Raw genomic sequence first — 13,807 nt, 5'->3', positions numbered from 1 at the left:
TTTGATCAGCGCCCTACGACCATCATTTGGAACTTGCGTTCCTTCGGCTTGAACTCATTATTCGCGGCGCCGACGGCCTGAGCTATCGACACCATGCCGTCAATTCGGCCCCGGCTTTTCTTCTTGTCGAACATGCGATTGTTCATCGCATCGGCATGAATGATCGCATTCGAGGCGCACATGGTCGTTACCGGGCTGGCGTCGATCACGATATCCTTGTCAAGAATGGCATCTTCCAGCTTTTCGATGGACTTCGGCATGCAGAGCGCACGCTCCTGAAAAACGATGCGAGTCCCTTGCCCATGCCGTACCAGCTTCAGGCCCTTGCCTTGCGGTTCGTCCGGTCCTTCGTACTGCCAGACGTTGAAATCGATAAGCGAACACGCATCGATAAAATCCCCGATTTTGGCGGGGTCGAACGTGAGGAAATCTACCTTGTGCTTAGAACAAAGCTCCTGAACTTTCGACGCCACAAAGGTATAATCGATGGTGGCACCGGGTACGGCTTCCATCAGGCCTTTCTCTGCCCAGAGGTCATAAGGCGCATTGTCCTGAACGCTGCGCTCCTCGATGCCCTGTTTCGTGGTGAAGTACCACGTCTTGGCATGCAACTTTAAATCCTTGCGCCAGATCGCGGTGAGCGCCGTCAAGTCGTTCTTCTTGGACAAGTCGAGGCTCAACCAGCACGGCGAGCCGACCATTTCAGCCTCGTCTACGACACCTTGGCAGCTGTTCCATGCTTCCTCGGAACACCAAAAGCCGTCAGTTCCGCTCGGAATGCCGAAATATAGCCTCTTGGTCGCCAATGCTTCAGAGAGCATCAGCTTGGCCGTTCTCACGCGATCCTGAACGTTCTTGACCGGGTATGTGATGCCGAGAGCCGGCAAAGCCTTCGGCCAGCATTCCTCATTCTCGAAAACCGTGTCCCTGTCGGCTTTGTCGACACGGGCAATGAAGCCGAACAGAGCATCATCGTCAGCTTGGCCGGTCACGACCTTCTGAAACATCTCCGAATACTCAGTGCCGACAATCTGATTTGTCGCTGGCGTGTTCGTGCCCAGTATCATCAGCGGGTCGCCGCTCATCTTGTCGATGGCAGCTTTCCACAAGCTCAACGGATGATGCGACTTGAACTCGTGAATTTCGTCCGCGAGAACTGCATACGGTTTTGGGCCTGAAATGGCGTCAGCCGAAGCAATCGACTGAAACTTGGAACCGGTTCCGGGATGCTCGATCTTCCATGCGTTATCACCCGTGCCACGAATGATGACTTCGCCCAAGCTCTCAAGGCTCTCGAACTCATCCTCATCCCGATCCGGCAGGTTTGCCCGACACATTGCAACGCCGTCCTTGAAAAGGACGTTTGCCTGATCCTTGTCGCTGGCGATGGCAAACACTTCAGAGCGCGCCTTACCGGCCCAGCCCATCATGTTCAGGCCAATACCGGCCATGAGCGGCGATTTAGCTTGCCCCTTGCCGGTTTCCATCCACGCCAAGCGAAAGCGCCTCAGTCCGTCGTCTCGCTCCCATCCAAACAGAGAGGCAACGACAAAGCCGTGCCACGGCAACAGATTGAACGGCTTGCCCGCTGCAACGCCTTCGGTCACGGTCAACATCGCCGGGAAGAACCCGCAATGATGCTTGGCCTTATCGACGTTGAAATTCAGGCCCCTTTTGCTCCCTTCGTCCAGATCGCGCAAATGACGCTTGCAGGACGCTATCACCAGTTCCCCGGCGACGATCTTGCCGTCTACAGCATCACATGCGTATCGGGTCGCCAGATCATCCGCGACGGGTCGAGCTGATATAGCCATCGGATGCGCGTTCCTTGCGCTGCTTGCGCTCTGCCTTGGTCACAGAACCACGACGGCGCGGCGAAATGCCAAGCTCGGCCTCAATGTTCGTCGCATCTGTGCCAGCTTCACGAAGCGCCGAGAAATATGGACTTACGCGGTCGATGCCGCTCTTGCTGCCCCGTTTTGCCTTCAAAACCACGCCATGCTCGGCAACGGCCCGGTACATGCGATCAAACATGATATACGCACAGACCAGACGCTGGATGGAGTGGGCATTAGCCGGGGCCAGTAGCTGACGGTCGCGCAGTTCAGTGGTGATGACGCGCCAGTGTTCTTTTGCTGCCTCGATCTCCAGAACGTCCGAAAACAGGCTTTCCCAGTCCGGCTCTACAACGATGCTGCCAGTGCCTTCGATCACGTCCATTGCAACTCATCCCTACGGGATGCCCTCAACTTTTTGTTTTGAATTTGCTCTCGGTGAAAACGAAGGGGGGACGCGGGTCTACAGTCCGAAGGGGTTTCGAATGCTGACTACCCCCCCCCTAGATTTGTTGTCGTCAGACGTTAATGTCGTGCTTGTCATAAGATCAGGGGGATCACATGAAACTGTATGCTGCAAAAGTCACTTTGAAGAATGGGGACTTGCTTCCGCCTCTCACCGTAATTGCTGAAGACGATAACCATGCATTGGCGCGGTTTATTGCTTATATCGATGATCACGGGCACGAAGATGCGAAGTACTCAATTTCTGAGCTTCCGGTGAGTGAACTCTCGTTCTTTGGGTATGAAAAAGCCGATCCAGAAACGCGGGTATTACAGCACGTCAATATCGATTGGCAGAAAGTTCTTATGGAGAAGCTAGCTGTTGGTTCCATGGATGCGAACGATCAGTAGGGCGACCATCCAAGGTGCTGCCCTTCTCATATCCGATGCGTTCTTGTGATTGCTTCAGCCTGTCGTGGTAGCCCTTGCTCATGGCTTGCAGATTGTTCTCGTCCCAGAACAATGTCGGGTCGCCACGGTGCGGCTTGATGTGATCGACTACAGGGCTGTTCGCTGCCGGGTACTTTCCGATCAGGAGAATACCTGTCTGCTGGCAGGTGTAGAGGTCGCGCTTTAGAACCTTGGCCCTGAGCTTGCGCCATTCGGCTGTTTTGTACCATTGACGCCATGGCTGGGATTGATCACGCTCGCGGAACCGATCTCGCTCGCTTTTCTTCAGCATGGCAAAAACTATCTTGTTTTGACCTGAAATTCTGAGAACATCATCCGCATCGGAGGGCGACATGAAAAAATTCAGATTTCAAATTTTCGACCGTCAACATTCACTTATCGAGACTGGCGAGATAAAAGCCGACGATCACTGGGACGCTGTAGCCAAGCTCGATCAGTTCCGGCCTACCGACGGTTTTCCTGGAGGATTGCATTGGTGCACGTTGACCAATGTTTCTGAGAAGATGCAGCACCGTGTATTCCCTGACGGGGCCGTAACAGACAAGCCAATGGACGTTAAATGGGGGAACTGATCTGCGTCCCTGCTGCGTCCGGGGCTCCACTTTTTTGAATGTTCACAGGCGTTTACTTGTGTCCAAGTATTAACGACATCCTATGGCGGTGACCGTATGTCGAAGTTTCTCGTTTCAGCCTTTCTATTCTTGTCTCTTACCGCGTGTGCATCATCTGAGCGAAAAGCGAACGAAACCGCACTAATTACCAGATGCAACGCTCCCAATGCTTCTCTTGGCGACCCGGGAATGGAACTTTGCTCTCTATATGATCGTAAAGCCAGCGACCGTCTGCTCGCCAAGAAGAAAGCCGAATTCAACAGAAACCTTGAAAAGGCGCGGGCTGAAACGAAAGCTCACCCTGAAAAATATCAAACGTCTGGCACTGCCCTACGCTGCACTGGCACCAACTATGGAGGCAGCGGTCTTGTTTCAATGACTTGTTACTAGATTAAGCTGCGAGGCTGGGCATGTGCTGGAACAGTCCCTTGCGGGGTTACCTAGGATTGCAGCAATCACTACCTAGCCCGGCCTTATATGCTGCTGTCGTTTGCCGCTTTCGCAGCCTCGCAATGGAGAAAAATTAAATTCGTTCATGCGAACGGACAAAAGGTCCAGACGAGAAAAGAGCGGCACAAGGCCGCTCTAGTGACAATTCTTCCGAATAATCATGGTGTCTCATAGTTCGTGACGAATGTCAATTCATTACGAACCCGAAACGATGTGCTGTCCACAGGGTGCCAACAGCTTGTAGAAGCGCGCCAGCTCGCGCAGATCGTTGTGAAGGACATGGCCCATTTCGCGCTCTGTGCTGCCAAATCGCTTGGCAATCTCCTTGGTGGTCTTCCCGTCTGCGCAGTATGCGATCAGTCGCAAGGTCGAGCCTGTGCCCAGATACTTGAGCGCTCGCCGTAGTTCCTCTATCGCCTTGCAACGTCCATCGGTTAGGCCGGGACGCGCGCCGCCTGACAGAGCTTCAAGGTTTGGCGACCCCATGTTTGCAATTCCCGCCTTTTCCCATACCTGCGCGTACTGGCTTCCCGCATGGTAGAACAGTGCTTTCACGTCTTTGACATTCCCCTTTGCCCGCGCATATCGCCATTCGAATGTCCCAGGTAGCGCCCTGACGGATCGGTTCTCTGAACGGATCGGGCTTAGTCGAACCGCGACGTTAAAAATCTTTGTCCCATCTGCGCCCGGATTTGGCAGCTTCTTCGCCTTGCGCTTTCCCTTCGGTTTGATCCGCATGTCCATGATGTTCATAGGCGAAATTCCTTCAGTCTATTCATGATTGCACCGCGATTGCCTGCTTTCTTGACGCCCGCATCCACTCGGCGCCGTTCAGCCTCAGCAACCATGCGTTCAGTCTCGAACTTCTTCACGTTGATGTTTTTCTCGGAAAGCTCTCGAACTTTGGTCGAAACTTCCCGCCATGTGCCGCGGTCGATCAGTTTGCGCCGCACACCATCCTCGATGAGATCCAGCGACCAGCCGCCGCGATGATATTCGCCGTCCGGCGTGTGGTAATATTCGGCGGTGACCAAAGGCGCTCGATATCGGAAGGGCCGGTCAGATCGTGCAAGTCGCTGGGCATTCGAATTGCCCATGAGCTTTGCCGCGATCTTCAACTCTGTCTCGGTCAGCTTCGACGGGTCATTTCCGCGGAAATCCGCAGAAAACAGCTTGGCGCGCATGCGGCGTTCAAGTTCTTCATCACTGATTTCCGTCATTGCGCCCTCGCCTTGATGATGTTGCTTTCCTCAATGGCCTTGACTGCCTCGACGGCATTCAGGCCAAAACGGCTCTTGAGGTGAGGAATGACGGGCCGTGGCTTCGCAGCGTCTGGTGTCGTGGCAAGCCATACGGCAGCCTGTTTCACTTGGGAGGTTTCACGCGTCGTCATTGCGTTGCATCCTTCTTCGCAAAGAGATCTTCGCCACACTTGTGCAGACGTGAATGATGGGTCCGGCAAAGCCAGCGCACCTTGAGCGGTTTCCGGTAATCGTCGTGATGCGCGTCGATCCTGACGCCATCGTCTTCAGAAGCCCCGCAGATCTCGCAAGGCTGCTTGTTCAGCGTTCCCGAAGTGAGCGCCCGCTGTACGGCGATATGGGCCGCATACTTGCTTGGGTTGGCCCGCCTCCAGTTCGCCTGTCGGGTGTCGCTCTTGAGACGACAGGCGGCATTTTCCGGGGAGCTATTCTCCGGGGAAATTACTGCCGGTGACGACGCCCTGACCGGGCTGCGCCGCTCGCTGTTTACTGTTTGTTCTTGAGGCAAAATTGACCGATGCGTCATGTGGCCTCTCCATTCTGCTCATTGATCCACATCGACACCTTTTCAGAACGGCTGATTGGCTCGCCTGAAATCCGGTCAAGAGCACGCCAAGCCTCCGCGTTGGTATCAAATGGTCCTGCCAGAACGTTGCTACCACTCACCACGAGATATTTGCCATCTGGCTGTTTGAAAACATTCATGCTGCATCTCCTGATAAGGCAGAGGCGTTTCTGATAGTCACCCTCTCCAAAGCCAAAAGACGCATATCGCGTGCGTTTCCGTGTCCAGATTTTAGACACGGCTTTTTGGCGATCTCCCTTTTCGATTTTTCTTTTTCTTTTTTTTGTTCTTCTCGTTCTCCTTCTGCTTTTCCTTCTCCTTCTCCTTCTCCTTCTCCTTGTTTCGATAGCCATAAGAGAGGATCGCCATACCCTTTCGATAGGGTATGCATTGGGTATCGATAGGAAGCGTAATTGGTATGTGAAGCCATCTCTAAGCCCTCCCGCGCAGGAAGCTTGTATTGGTGAGGTGGCTTACGTTTCCTCCAGAAGGCCGGAATTTGTTCTCGTTCTGGCCATCAAGCACAGCTTCCGAATAGGCAGTGAAAGCCGCGTCCTTTACGGCTTCATCCGGGATATCTTCAATCTGGCGCTCAAGCCCTACAGCATGGTTTCTGTTCGAAGGCGGGCAATGCGTGAACCAATCTGATATGAAGATCGTCTCACCATCTTCACTGACCGTGATCAGACCGCAGTTGGCCAGACCATCGCGTGCGCTTTCGTAAACCTCTTGCGGCCAGCCCAAATCTGCGCAGGCATACTCAACGGGAAGCGTGAAGCACCCGATGCTGTTTTGATGCGGCGAGGTTATGAAATAGAACATCAGTAGCCGCATGCTGTCGTCTAGCGCCCGAAATCTCTTCGAGCGCCAGATTGTTCTTGTAACCATTGAAAATGATCTCTTAGCCATGAGAAGAACCGCCTTTCAGTTTCGGCAGTATCCAAATTGACAATTCGGTGACGCCGCGCGCGATGCGCAGCAGGAGGAATGCGAGGAAGATGCGGACACCTGTCATGATCACTCCACCCATCCGTCAGCATCGGCTATGCCCAGTTCTGCCGGGTCATCCTCGCGTTCGTCATCTTCAAGGTCAGGATCGCCGTCGATCTGGTCGAGAAGAGCGATTGCCTCCTCAATCCACTTTTCGAGCATCAGGCGGCGAAGTCGATAAACAGCAGGTGACGGCCTCATACTGGCAACCTCCTGCGCTGGAAGTTGACCTTTCCTGGCTTATCATCACCGCAGTGAGTAATGATTGTGATACATCCTTGATCGAGGTTGTCGATATCACCGACCCTTACCGGGCAGTTTGGATAACGCTCGCGCAAGGCGATGACTATTTCGGCTAGAGCCGCGTCAATCCGTTCATCTGGCGTTAAGACCGGCTTGGTCTGGGCAATCGCCGCAGCCGGAACCGAGAGAGCCACGCCATAGGCAGGGACGTTGCGGAGGAAGGAACGACGGTTCAGCATTTCTTCCCCTCCGCGACAATCACGCGCTCAATGAATTCGGATATATCCAGCGTCAATTCAGTTGCTAGCTTGAGAGTGGCGGAAAGATTAGCCGGTACTTCCTTGGCCAATAGATAGCCCTCTTGATCGTCGGCAAACTCAGCAGCAGCACGGCAAATCCCAAGCAGCGCGTAGATCGTGGTCGATGTGCCGTTCGCCTTCCTTGCTAGATCAAGAATTGATGGTTCTGGCGTTTTCTGAACGCTTGTGCTATCTACTTCCATGTTCTCATATCCTTGCTTGGGATGGGTTGAACTTTGGCTCGGAGAGGTTGCCGCCTCTGCCGGGCCTTTTGCTTTCTTGGTCATGCTGCTTTGCCCCCGATATTCGCCCGAAGGCCCAGACGTTCAGCGAGAGGTGCTACCGGCACCACGACCCGACCGCCCAGTCGTATGGTCTGAAAATCTCCGCGCTTGGCGGCTTCGTAGGCGGAATTACGTCCAAGCCCGAAAAAGAGCTTCCCGGCGTCAACAACCGAAATCGTTGGCTTTGATAGAGCTTCTTCCAATGTCATGGTTCACCTTTCATTCACCACAATCATACACACGAAACCTATCTAACCCAGTTTGTTTTGACCTGCAACGTTTAATGTGTATGATTGCTAAAAAATCCGGAGTTTTCCCCAAATGGCCCGACCGAGACTAGGCGAGAGCGATAGCAAGCGCTTGCAAATGGTAATTACAGAAGACGAACTTAAAGCGATTGATGAATGGCGCTTTGCGAACAAAATAGAAAACCGTTCAGAAGCTATTCGAAGGCTTTGCCAAGTGGGGATTGAAGTTGACAGTGATCTTGACGAAGCAACAGACCTAATAGATGAGGCCTTAAAAATTGCAGAGGCCCACTGGGATGAGATGCGAGAAGATGTTCATGCGCAAGCAAAAGAAGGCAATACAAATGATCCATCGTTCATCCTTCTTCGTGAAAGAATGGGTGCGGCGCATTCTATATACGAGCGCTTAGATCAGTTACATGTTCTTCTCATTTCAATGTACAATAGAATTACCCCGATTATTGATGAGAGAAAGATTTCGGAAGGTCTTAATAAATCGACCGAGGTAAAGGCCAAGTTCAAGGAAATCATAGACCAAATGAATGATCGGATACGAGAGCTTGAGGAGAACTCTGTTATCGTTCAAGTCAGTCAGGAGTGGCAAAAAGAAGGGGGCAGGGAGGAATATGAAGCCTTGTCAGAGGATGAAAAGGACCAATTCTGGGATAATGTCATGAAAGAAAGGCTTGGAAACCGAACGTGGAAAGGTAAGTTTAGAAAATGAAAGGCCATATCCGCGAACGCTCACCCGGTAAGTGGGCAATTGTCCTTGATGTTCCCGATCCGGAAACTGGTCAGCGCCGCCGAAAATGGCACACGTTCCACGGCACAAAGAGACAAGCCCAGGTGGAATGTGCGCGGCTGATTTCCGAATTGAGCGGCGGCATCTATATCGAGCCTAATAAGACCACAATTGCACAATTCTTACAGCGGTGGCTTGATCACGTGAAACCGACGGTTTCCCGCAAGACGCATGAACGCTATGCAGAGCTTTGCAATCAGAAACTCATCCCTGCGCTTGGCGACACCATTCTGAACAAGCTTAAAACTGAGCGTATCGATAATGCGCTTTCGACCGCGCTGGTATCTGGGCGGCATGATGGCAAGGGAGGACTTTCTCCAACGACTGTCAGGCACATGCGCCGCGTTCTGGTCATGGCGTTGAAGCAGGCCGTGGTCTGGGGCTTGCTGCCAAAAAATCCCGCTGAAATGTCCAAGGCTCCAAAAATCGAGCGTAAGCCTATGGCGGCTTATGATCCCGCTCAAACAGCAAGGTTGCTGGCGGCGGTGGAAGGCAAGCGCCTGCATATCCCGGTGCTGTTGGCGGTCATGTGCGGCTTGAGGCGAGGGGAGATTGCAGCCCTTCGGTGGAAGCATGTCGATTTCGCCGGATCGCGCCTGATGGTCATTGAAAGTGCAGAACAGACAAACAAAGAAACCCACTACAAAGAACCGAAATCGGGCAAGGGGCGTGTTGTCGATCTTCCTGCCTCTGTCGCAGCCACATTGCAGACGCATCGCGCCAAGCAGGCGGAAAACCTGTTGCTTCTCGGAATACGCCTGACCGATGAAAACTTCATTGTTGCCGATCATGAGGGCAAGCCATTTCAGCCTCGCTCCTTCACCGACGCATGGCAGGATTTGATAAAGGGCCTCGATCTTCCCCGTATTCGTTTCCACGACCTTCGGCATACCCACGCCACGCAATTGCTGGCCGCTGGCGTCCATCCGAAGATTGCCAGCGAACGGCTCGGCCATTCTACTATCGGGATCACGCTTGACCTGTATTCGCATGTCATGCCGGGAATGCAGGCGAACGCCGCCGCCCAGATTGACGTCATGATCAGTAATGCGGTAGCAAAGAAGGGAAAATAAAAATGGTAGCAATTGGGTAGCAAAACGAAGCTTCCAATTACTGCCAAACCGGAAATTATGTAATAAAAACAATATCTGGAAGGGATACATGCCCGGTGGCATGTCCGGACTTCAAATCCGGGAGGGGCTGACAGACGGTCTTTGGTGGGTTCGACTCCCATTCTCTTCCGCCAACACAAATGACCCGAGAAATCTGAACAGCTAGGATAAAGGGCGGGGTAGCCTGCATATCATGCTGCTGTTGCAGAAAGAGAGCGGCATCGTCGGCTGTCTCGATATAGCCGTGGGAGCCGATGCGTTCGCCCTATGCGTGCGTGACTACACATTGGAAATGCCCGCCCGAACTGAGAGCCTCCGTTCACGTTCAACTATTGCCAAATGACTTGGCAATACCCGGCATTGTCCTCTTCTGACAGATGCTGAGTTCTGTGTTTTCCGCCTAGCGTCGATCGTGGGCTGGGCCTAATTGCGATGGAACATCGTTATGGCTCCAGGAGAAGTTTATGACCGCACCCAGGATTTTAATCGCCTTTTATTCTCGAAATGGTTCGACCGAGGCTTTGGCAAAGGCCATTGCCGAGGGTGCCGAGCTTGAAGGCGCAGAAGTCAGGCTCAGGCGAGCACGTGAAATCGTCCCTGCCGAAGTTATGGCGAACGCGCCGGGTTGGGCAGAAAAGGCAGCGGAAATGAATGAAAGATATTCGGCGCCGACCGAGGAGGACGCGGAATGGGCGGATGGCATCATCCTGGGCACGCCAACGCGCTTTGGATCTGTTGCCTCAGAGCTAAAAGCCTATATCGATGGCCTCGGTGGCCTTTGGTTTAGGGGCAAGCTGAACGGCAAGGTTGGCTCTGTGTTTGGTTCTACGTCCTCTACGCACGGCGGCAATGAATCGACGCTTCTTTCACTATACAATCCAATGGCCCATCTCGGGTTGATTATCGTTCCCCTCGGCTATGCCGACCCGGCGCTTTTCCGAGCCGGAACGCCCTACGGCGCTACACACGTTTCGCTCCAGGATACGGTCGCGCCGAACTCCGAGGAACTCGACGTGGCACGTTTTCAGGGCAGGCGCGTCGCATCTGTCGCGCGTCGTCTTACCGTAGGTGCCGATAGATTCTTCAACTGAACCTTTGGCCGTCGCCAGTTCGTGCGCTGGCACCGCCCTCTCCAACTGCTCATAAGGGCCGCTGATTGTCCGGGTTTTCTGAACTCAGAATATCGATCTGGAGCGCTATTGCGGGTGTTTGCGGCTCGTTACAATTAGGTAATCTCTGCCAGGAAGAATTCAGCAAGCAAGGAGTATTCCATGCCAACTAATTTCCACCAGCACTTCTCACCCGACGACGCAGCGCTCGTTCTTATCGATTTCCAGCCCCAGATGTTCATGGGCGTCGAAAGCCATGACCGCCTGAAAATCAAAAACAATCTCCAAATTGTCGCCAAAGCTGCCAAGCTGTTCAAATTGCCCACGGTACTGACGACCGTAACCGCCAATACTTTTGCCGGTGAATTCGTGCCTGAGGTCGCCAAGGATGTGTTTCCGGGGCATCCGATCCCGGATCGCACTTCAATCAATGCCTGGCTCGATCCCGGCTTTGTCTCAGCCGTAGAGGCAACTGGGCGTAAGCGGCTGGTCATTGCCGGCCTGTGGACCGGCGCCTGTGCTGCGTTCAATGTCATTGAGGCGCTCCGCCGTGGATACGAGGCCTTCTTCGTTGCCGATGCCTGCGGTGATACTGACATCCAGGTTCACGAGCGGGCTGTCGAGCGGATGATCCAGGCCGGCGCAGTTCCGACTACCGCGCAGCACTTCGTCTACGAGTTGCAGCAGGATTGGGCGCGTCAGGAAACCTATCAGGGGGTGATGGACATCATGAAGGAGCACGCCGCATTCGGCATCCAAATCGCGTACGGGAAGTGGGCACTCGGCCCGGAAATCAGATAGAAGTAAGCGTCGATCACCATTTGGGTGTCAATCCAACCTCAAAGGAGACTTTACGATGGCTTATTTCACAACCTCTGACGGAACCGGGATTTTCTACAAGGACTGGGGTGCAAAAGACGCGCAGCCCATCATGTTCCATCATGGCTGGCCGCTTTCGTCCGACGACTGGGATAACCAGATGCTGTTCTTCCTCTCCGAGGGCTATCGGGTCATCGCACATGACCGGCGTGGACACGGTCGCTCGGACCAGACAGACACCGGTAACGAGATGGATACCTATGTCGCGGACGTCGTCGAACTGACCCGTATGCTCAATTTGAAGAATGCCATCCATATCGGGCATTCTACGGGCGGCGGCGAGGTCGTGCGTTACGTTGCTCGCGCTGATGCCGGCCGCGTTTCAAAGGCCGTTACCCTGGGGGCGGTTCCCCCGATTATGCTCAAGACCGCATCTAATCCCGAAGGCCTGCCCATGGAAGTCTTCGACGGATTCCGGACCGCTCTCCTCGCAAACAGGGCGCAGTTCTACATCGATGTGCCATCCGGCCCGTTTTACGGCTTCAATCGATCGGGGGCGGCGGTGAGCCAGGGGCTGATCGACAACTGGTGGCGTCAGGGCATGGCCGGAGGCGCAAAAGCGCATTATGACTGCATCGCGGCTTTCTCGGAAACCGACTTCACCAGCGATCTCAAAGCGATTACGCAGCCTGTTTTCGTCATGCATGGCGAGGACGATCAAGTCGTGCCGATACACGACTCCGCGCACAAGGCGGTCAAGTTGCTGCCAAATGGCTCGCTGAAGACATATCCGGGTCTCTCCCATGGCATGTTTGCCACACATCCCGATCAGATCAACGCCGATATTCTGGCTTTAATCAAGGCGTAAAACCTGGAATTCTTTGCAAGAAATTGTTTGGCCCGTGTTGCACGCTTGAACAGCGCTTCTCAGTTCAGGCGGTCGTTTCCAATATGATGCCACGCATAGTGCGAACGCATCGGCTCCCGCATGACGGCGGGATGCCGTCGTGAGTTTGTAGCGACTGGGGCGGTTCACAGGTTGATCTGGTCATGCATGGAAAGAAAGCTCTGTGCCTGCCCGGCGATTTGAACCGTCCCAATATCTCCTCGCGTTTTCGGGCCTGTTCGGGTGATGCCATCAGCCCGGCGCTTCGGATATGCATATTCTGTAGACAATTTGTCGACAAGGCTGACAAGGCACGCGCGGAATGCGCCATAAAAAAGCATCATGTGCTTGGCTAAACGGGATTGCACCTGCTATGCGGAAGCAAAGCAGAAAAAACAGGGAGGACATCCAGCAATGCTTCATTTAGCCATCAAAGCCACACTCGCCTCGGCTCTGGCCCTTGGTCTTGCCGCCCATGCCGCAAACGCCGAAACCCGCGTGACCTATAAATCCGCCAAGGCGGGCTCATCCTATTACCAGATGGGGGTCGAGGTCGCGGAGGCTATCAAGAAGGGTACGGACGGCAACATCATCATGACTCTGGAGGAAAGTCAGGGTTCGGTGCAAAACGTCATGGAAGTGCGCGCTCGCGGCAGCGATTATGTCTTCACGACTCCACCGGCGCTGGTCGATGCCGCGCAGAAAGAGACCGGCGCCTTCAAGGGCAAGGGCAGTCCGAAATTTGCCGAAATCCGTGCCCTCTTTCCGATCCCGTCGCTTACGATGCATTTCGTCATGTCCAAGGCCTCTGGTACGGAGGATTTCGCAGGCATGGAAGGCAAGACCATTCTGCTCGGCAAGGGATCGTTCGGCGCGACAGAGGGCGAGAAATATCTCAAGCTGTTTGGTCTCGATGGCAAGGTGAAGATCGCCGATGCGGAACTCTCCAATGCTGGCGATGCGCTGAAGAACGGGCAGATCGACGGCTTCGTCACCGCCGGCTCCTGGCCCGCGCCGAATGTCGTAGAGGCTGCGGCGAGCGTTGATATCAACATCCTTTCGATGACGCCCGAGCAGGAAGCCGAAACGAAAAGTATCCCATTGACCATTCCCGCAGGCACCTATGCCGGCCAGGACAAGGACATCCTGACGACATCGCTGCCTGTCGTGGCCTTTACCACGGCGGCGATGGACGAGGAGACGGCCTATCAACTCACCAAGACCTTCTGGGAGCAGAAGGCGGCGATGAGCGATTTGACCCCCTGGTGGAACGGCGTAGACAAGAGCCTGTTGGCCAATATCACCGGCAAGCTGCACCCCGGCGCTATCCGGTATTACAAGGAAGCGGGCTTTGAACTGAGTGACGGGCAGATGTAA

General features: G+C 54.1%; 24 protein-coding genes and 1 tRNA gene. 10 read left to right on the top strand and 15 right to left on the bottom strand.

Going from position 1 to position 13,807, the window contains the following annotated elements; all coding sequences use genetic code 11:
• Positions 1–5: 5 nt before the first annotated feature.
• Both FHS76_RS09825 and FHS76_RS09820 read right to left on the bottom strand, forming a co-directional pair.
• A complete protein-coding gene (locus FHS76_RS09825) occupies positions 6–1,814 on the bottom strand; it encodes a terminase large subunit (RefSeq protein WP_183651405.1) in 1,809 nt (602 codons plus the stop codon).
• Positions 1,783–2,220, bottom strand: coding sequence for a P27 family phage terminase small subunit (locus FHS76_RS09820; RefSeq protein ID WP_183651402.1), 438 nt, complete (start codon positions 2,218–2,220; stop codon positions 1,783–1,785). Before FHS76_RS09820 ends, FHS76_RS09825 begins: the two co-directional genes overlap by 32 nt.
• 176 nt (positions 2,221–2,396) lie before the next feature.
• Between FHS76_RS09820 and FHS76_RS09815 the strand changes: the two genes are divergently transcribed.
• Positions 2,397–2,690: a hypothetical protein gene (locus FHS76_RS09815; protein ID WP_183651399.1), complete on the top strand. Its 294-nt coding sequence runs from the start codon at positions 2,397–2,399 to the stop codon at positions 2,688–2,690.
• Here the strand turns inward: FHS76_RS09815 and FHS76_RS09810 are convergent.
• Positions 2,644–3,084 carry an HNH endonuclease gene (locus FHS76_RS09810; protein WP_210306058.1) on the bottom strand — a complete coding sequence of 147 codons (441 nt, stop codon included), beginning with the start codon at positions 3,082–3,084 and terminating at the stop codon, positions 2,644–2,646. The genes FHS76_RS09815 and FHS76_RS09810 overlap by 47 nt on opposite strands.
• Here FHS76_RS09810 and FHS76_RS09805 point away from each other — a divergent pair.
• Both FHS76_RS09805 and FHS76_RS09800 read left to right on the top strand, forming a co-directional pair.
• Positions 3,083–3,322 carry a hypothetical protein gene (locus FHS76_RS09805; RefSeq protein WP_183651398.1) on the top strand — a complete coding sequence of 80 codons (240 nt, stop codon included), beginning with the start codon at positions 3,083–3,085 and terminating at the stop codon, positions 3,320–3,322. The two genes, FHS76_RS09810 and FHS76_RS09805, sit on opposite strands and share 2 nt — an antisense overlap.
• 96 nt (positions 3,323–3,418) lie before the next feature.
• Positions 3,419–3,751, top strand: coding sequence for a hypothetical protein (locus tag FHS76_RS09800; RefSeq protein WP_183651395.1), 333 nt, complete (start codon positions 3,419–3,421; stop codon positions 3,749–3,751).
• A 255-nt stretch (positions 3,752–4,006) separates the two neighbouring features.
• On the opposite strand, the gene FHS76_RS09795 is transcribed toward FHS76_RS09800, so the two are convergent.
• From FHS76_RS09795 to FHS76_RS09745, 11 genes are all read right to left on the bottom strand, one after another.
• Positions 4,007–4,564, bottom strand: coding sequence for a hypothetical protein (locus FHS76_RS09795; RefSeq protein WP_183651392.1), 558 nt, complete (start codon positions 4,562–4,564; stop codon positions 4,007–4,009).
• Positions 4,561–5,031: a hypothetical protein gene (locus FHS76_RS09790; RefSeq protein WP_183651389.1), complete on the bottom strand. Its 471-nt coding sequence runs from the start codon at positions 5,029–5,031 to the stop codon at positions 4,561–4,563. The genes FHS76_RS09795 and FHS76_RS09790 overlap by 4 nt, the downstream gene beginning before the upstream one ends.
• A complete protein-coding gene (locus tag FHS76_RS09785) occupies positions 5,028–5,204 on the bottom strand; it encodes a hypothetical protein (RefSeq protein ID WP_183651386.1) in 177 nt (58 codons plus the stop codon). The genes FHS76_RS09790 and FHS76_RS09785 overlap by 4 nt, the downstream gene beginning before the upstream one ends.
• Positions 5,201–5,515, bottom strand: a complete 315-nt coding sequence (locus FHS76_RS09780; protein ID WP_183651726.1) for a hypothetical protein — start codon at positions 5,513–5,515, stop codon at positions 5,201–5,203. The genes FHS76_RS09785 and FHS76_RS09780 overlap by 4 nt, the downstream gene beginning before the upstream one ends.
• An 80-nt stretch (positions 5,516–5,595) precedes the next feature.
• Positions 5,596–5,778: a hypothetical protein gene (locus tag FHS76_RS09775; RefSeq protein WP_183651382.1), complete on the bottom strand. Its 183-nt coding sequence runs from the start codon at positions 5,776–5,778 to the stop codon at positions 5,596–5,598.
• Complete coding sequence (locus tag FHS76_RS09770) at positions 5,775–6,068, bottom strand: hypothetical protein (protein WP_183651379.1); 294 nt, start codon at positions 6,066–6,068, stop codon at positions 5,775–5,777. Before FHS76_RS09770 ends, FHS76_RS09775 begins: the two co-directional genes overlap by 4 nt.
• 2 nt (positions 6,069–6,070) lie before the next feature.
• The gene (locus FHS76_RS09765; protein ID WP_183651376.1) at positions 6,071–6,547 is read right to left on the bottom strand and encodes a hypothetical protein; all 477 of its coding nucleotides are present in this window, start codon (positions 6,545–6,547) and stop codon (positions 6,071–6,073) included.
• A 108-nt stretch (positions 6,548–6,655) separates the two neighbouring features.
• Entirely contained in the window at positions 6,656–6,829 is a 174-nt protein-coding gene (locus tag FHS76_RS09760; RefSeq protein ID WP_183651750.1) for a hypothetical protein, read from the bottom strand.
• Positions 6,826–7,110 (bottom strand): hypothetical protein, encoded by a 285-nt coding sequence (locus FHS76_RS09755; RefSeq protein WP_183651374.1) that lies wholly within the window; start codon positions 7,108–7,110, stop codon positions 6,826–6,828. The genes FHS76_RS09760 and FHS76_RS09755 overlap by 4 nt, the downstream gene beginning before the upstream one ends.
• Positions 7,104–7,457: a hypothetical protein gene (locus tag FHS76_RS09750; protein WP_235992624.1), complete on the bottom strand. Its 354-nt coding sequence runs from the start codon at positions 7,455–7,457 to the stop codon at positions 7,104–7,106. The genes FHS76_RS09755 and FHS76_RS09750 overlap by 7 nt, the downstream gene beginning before the upstream one ends.
• A complete protein-coding gene (locus FHS76_RS09745) occupies positions 7,454–7,663 on the bottom strand; it encodes a hypothetical protein (RefSeq protein ID WP_183651372.1) in 210 nt (69 codons plus the stop codon). The genes FHS76_RS09750 and FHS76_RS09745 overlap by 4 nt, the downstream gene beginning before the upstream one ends.
• A gap of 112 nt (positions 7,664–7,775) precedes the next feature.
• Between FHS76_RS09745 and FHS76_RS09740 the strand changes: the two genes are divergently transcribed.
• The 6 genes from FHS76_RS09740 to FHS76_RS09715 all read left to right on the top strand — a co-directional run bounded on the left by FHS76_RS09740 (position 7,776) and on the right by FHS76_RS09715 (position 12,412).
• Positions 7,776–8,426, top strand: coding sequence for a hypothetical protein (locus tag FHS76_RS09740; RefSeq protein WP_183651370.1), 651 nt, complete (start codon positions 7,776–7,778; stop codon positions 8,424–8,426).
• A complete protein-coding gene (locus FHS76_RS09735; RefSeq protein WP_183651368.1) occupies positions 8,423–9,577 on the top strand; it encodes a site-specific integrase in 1,155 nt (384 codons plus the stop codon). Before FHS76_RS09740 ends, FHS76_RS09735 begins: the two co-directional genes overlap by 4 nt.
• A 77-nt stretch (positions 9,578–9,654) precedes the next feature.
• Positions 9,655–9,750 (top strand) — tRNA-Sec (locus FHS76_RS09730).
• Positions 9,751–10,080: 330 nt separating this feature from the next.
• On the top strand, positions 10,081–10,707 hold the full coding sequence (gene wrbA, locus FHS76_RS09725) for an NAD(P)H:quinone oxidoreductase (RefSeq protein WP_183651366.1): 627 nt from the start codon (positions 10,081–10,083) through the stop codon (positions 10,705–10,707).
• Positions 10,708–10,887: 180 nt separating this feature from the next.
• The gene (locus FHS76_RS09720) at positions 10,888–11,526 is read left to right on the top strand and encodes a hydrolase (protein ID WP_183651364.1); all 639 of its coding nucleotides are present in this window, start codon (positions 10,888–10,890) and stop codon (positions 11,524–11,526) included.
• Between the two features lie 55 nt (positions 11,527–11,581).
• Entirely contained in the window at positions 11,582–12,412 is an 831-nt protein-coding gene (locus tag FHS76_RS09715; protein ID WP_183651361.1) for an alpha/beta fold hydrolase, read from the top strand.
• A gap of 164 nt (positions 12,413–12,576) precedes the next feature.
• Here FHS76_RS09715 and FHS76_RS09710 read toward each other — a convergent pair whose 3' ends face one another.
• A complete protein-coding gene (locus tag FHS76_RS09710) occupies positions 12,577–12,774 on the bottom strand; it encodes a hypothetical protein (protein WP_183651359.1) in 198 nt (65 codons plus the stop codon).
• Positions 12,775–12,844: 70 nt separating this feature from the next.
• On the opposite strand from FHS76_RS09710, the gene FHS76_RS09705 reads away from it, so the two are divergent.
• On the top strand, positions 12,845–13,807 hold the full coding sequence (locus FHS76_RS09705) for a TAXI family TRAP transporter solute-binding subunit (protein WP_183651356.1): 963 nt from the start codon (positions 12,845–12,847) through the stop codon (positions 13,805–13,807).

The organism is Brucella daejeonensis, from assembly GCF_014199265.1.
GTDB lineage: Bacteria > Pseudomonadota > Alphaproteobacteria > Rhizobiales > Rhizobiaceae > Brucella > Brucella daejeonensis.
Note: the sequence above shows the minus strand (reverse complement) of the source record. Positions and strands in the feature narration are given on the sequence as shown.

Excerpts from the sequence above, each read along its gene's own strand:
- FHS76_RS09825 (WP_183651405.1), bottom strand. The coding sequence starts at position 1,814 with ATGGCTATATCAGCTCGACCCGTCGCGGATGATCTGGCGACCCGATAC.
- FHS76_RS09820 (WP_183651402.1), bottom strand. The coding sequence starts at position 2,220 with ATGGACGTGATCGAAGGCACTGGCAGCATCGTTGTAGAGCCGGACTGG.
- FHS76_RS09815 (WP_183651399.1), top strand. The coding sequence starts at position 2,397 with ATGAAACTGTATGCTGCAAAAGTCACTTTGAAGAATGGGGACTTGCTT.
- FHS76_RS09805 (WP_183651398.1), top strand. The coding sequence starts at position 3,083 with ATGAAAAAATTCAGATTTCAAATTTTCGACCGTCAACATTCACTTATC.
- FHS76_RS09810 (WP_210306058.1), bottom strand. The coding sequence starts at position 3,084 with ATGTCGCCCTCCGATGCGGATGATGTTCTCAGAATTTCAGGTCAAAAC.
- FHS76_RS09800 (WP_183651395.1), top strand. The coding sequence starts at position 3,419 with ATGTCGAAGTTTCTCGTTTCAGCCTTTCTATTCTTGTCTCTTACCGCG.
- FHS76_RS09795 (WP_183651392.1), bottom strand. The coding sequence starts at position 4,564 with ATGAACATCATGGACATGCGGATCAAACCGAAGGGAAAGCGCAAGGCG.
- FHS76_RS09790 (WP_183651389.1), bottom strand. The coding sequence starts at position 5,031 with ATGACGGAAATCAGTGATGAAGAACTTGAACGCCGCATGCGCGCCAAG.
- FHS76_RS09785 (WP_183651386.1), bottom strand. The coding sequence starts at position 5,204 with ATGACGACGCGTGAAACCTCCCAAGTGAAACAGGCTGCCGTATGGCTT.
- FHS76_RS09775 (WP_183651382.1), bottom strand. The coding sequence starts at position 5,778 with ATGAATGTTTTCAAACAGCCAGATGGCAAATATCTCGTGGTGAGTGGT.
- FHS76_RS09770 (WP_183651379.1), bottom strand. The coding sequence starts at position 6,068 with ATGGCTTCACATACCAATTACGCTTCCTATCGATACCCAATGCATACC.
- FHS76_RS09765 (WP_183651376.1), bottom strand. The coding sequence starts at position 6,547 with ATGGCTAAGAGATCATTTTCAATGGTTACAAGAACAATCTGGCGCTCG.
- FHS76_RS09760 (WP_183651750.1), bottom strand. The coding sequence starts at position 6,829 with ATGAGGCCGTCACCTGCTGTTTATCGACTTCGCCGCCTGATGCTCGAA.
- FHS76_RS09755 (WP_183651374.1), bottom strand. The coding sequence starts at position 7,110 with ATGCTGAACCGTCGTTCCTTCCTCCGCAACGTCCCTGCCTATGGCGTG.
- FHS76_RS09750 (WP_235992624.1), bottom strand. The coding sequence starts at position 7,457 with ATGACCAAGAAAGCAAAAGGCCCGGCAGAGGCGGCAACCTCTCCGAGC.
- FHS76_RS09745 (WP_183651372.1), bottom strand. The coding sequence starts at position 7,663 with ATGACATTGGAAGAAGCTCTATCAAAGCCAACGATTTCGGTTGTTGAC.
- FHS76_RS09740 (WP_183651370.1), top strand. The coding sequence starts at position 7,776 with ATGGCCCGACCGAGACTAGGCGAGAGCGATAGCAAGCGCTTGCAAATG.
- FHS76_RS09735 (WP_183651368.1), top strand. The coding sequence starts at position 8,423 with ATGAAAGGCCATATCCGCGAACGCTCACCCGGTAAGTGGGCAATTGTC.
- wrbA (WP_183651366.1), top strand. The coding sequence starts at position 10,081 with ATGACCGCACCCAGGATTTTAATCGCCTTTTATTCTCGAAATGGTTCG.
- FHS76_RS09720 (WP_183651364.1), top strand. The coding sequence starts at position 10,888 with ATGCCAACTAATTTCCACCAGCACTTCTCACCCGACGACGCAGCGCTC.
- FHS76_RS09715 (WP_183651361.1), top strand. The coding sequence starts at position 11,582 with ATGGCTTATTTCACAACCTCTGACGGAACCGGGATTTTCTACAAGGAC.
- FHS76_RS09710 (WP_183651359.1), bottom strand. The coding sequence starts at position 12,774 with ATGATGCTTTTTTATGGCGCATTCCGCGCGTGCCTTGTCAGCCTTGTC.
- FHS76_RS09705 (WP_183651356.1), top strand. The coding sequence starts at position 12,845 with ATGCTTCATTTAGCCATCAAAGCCACACTCGCCTCGGCTCTGGCCCTT.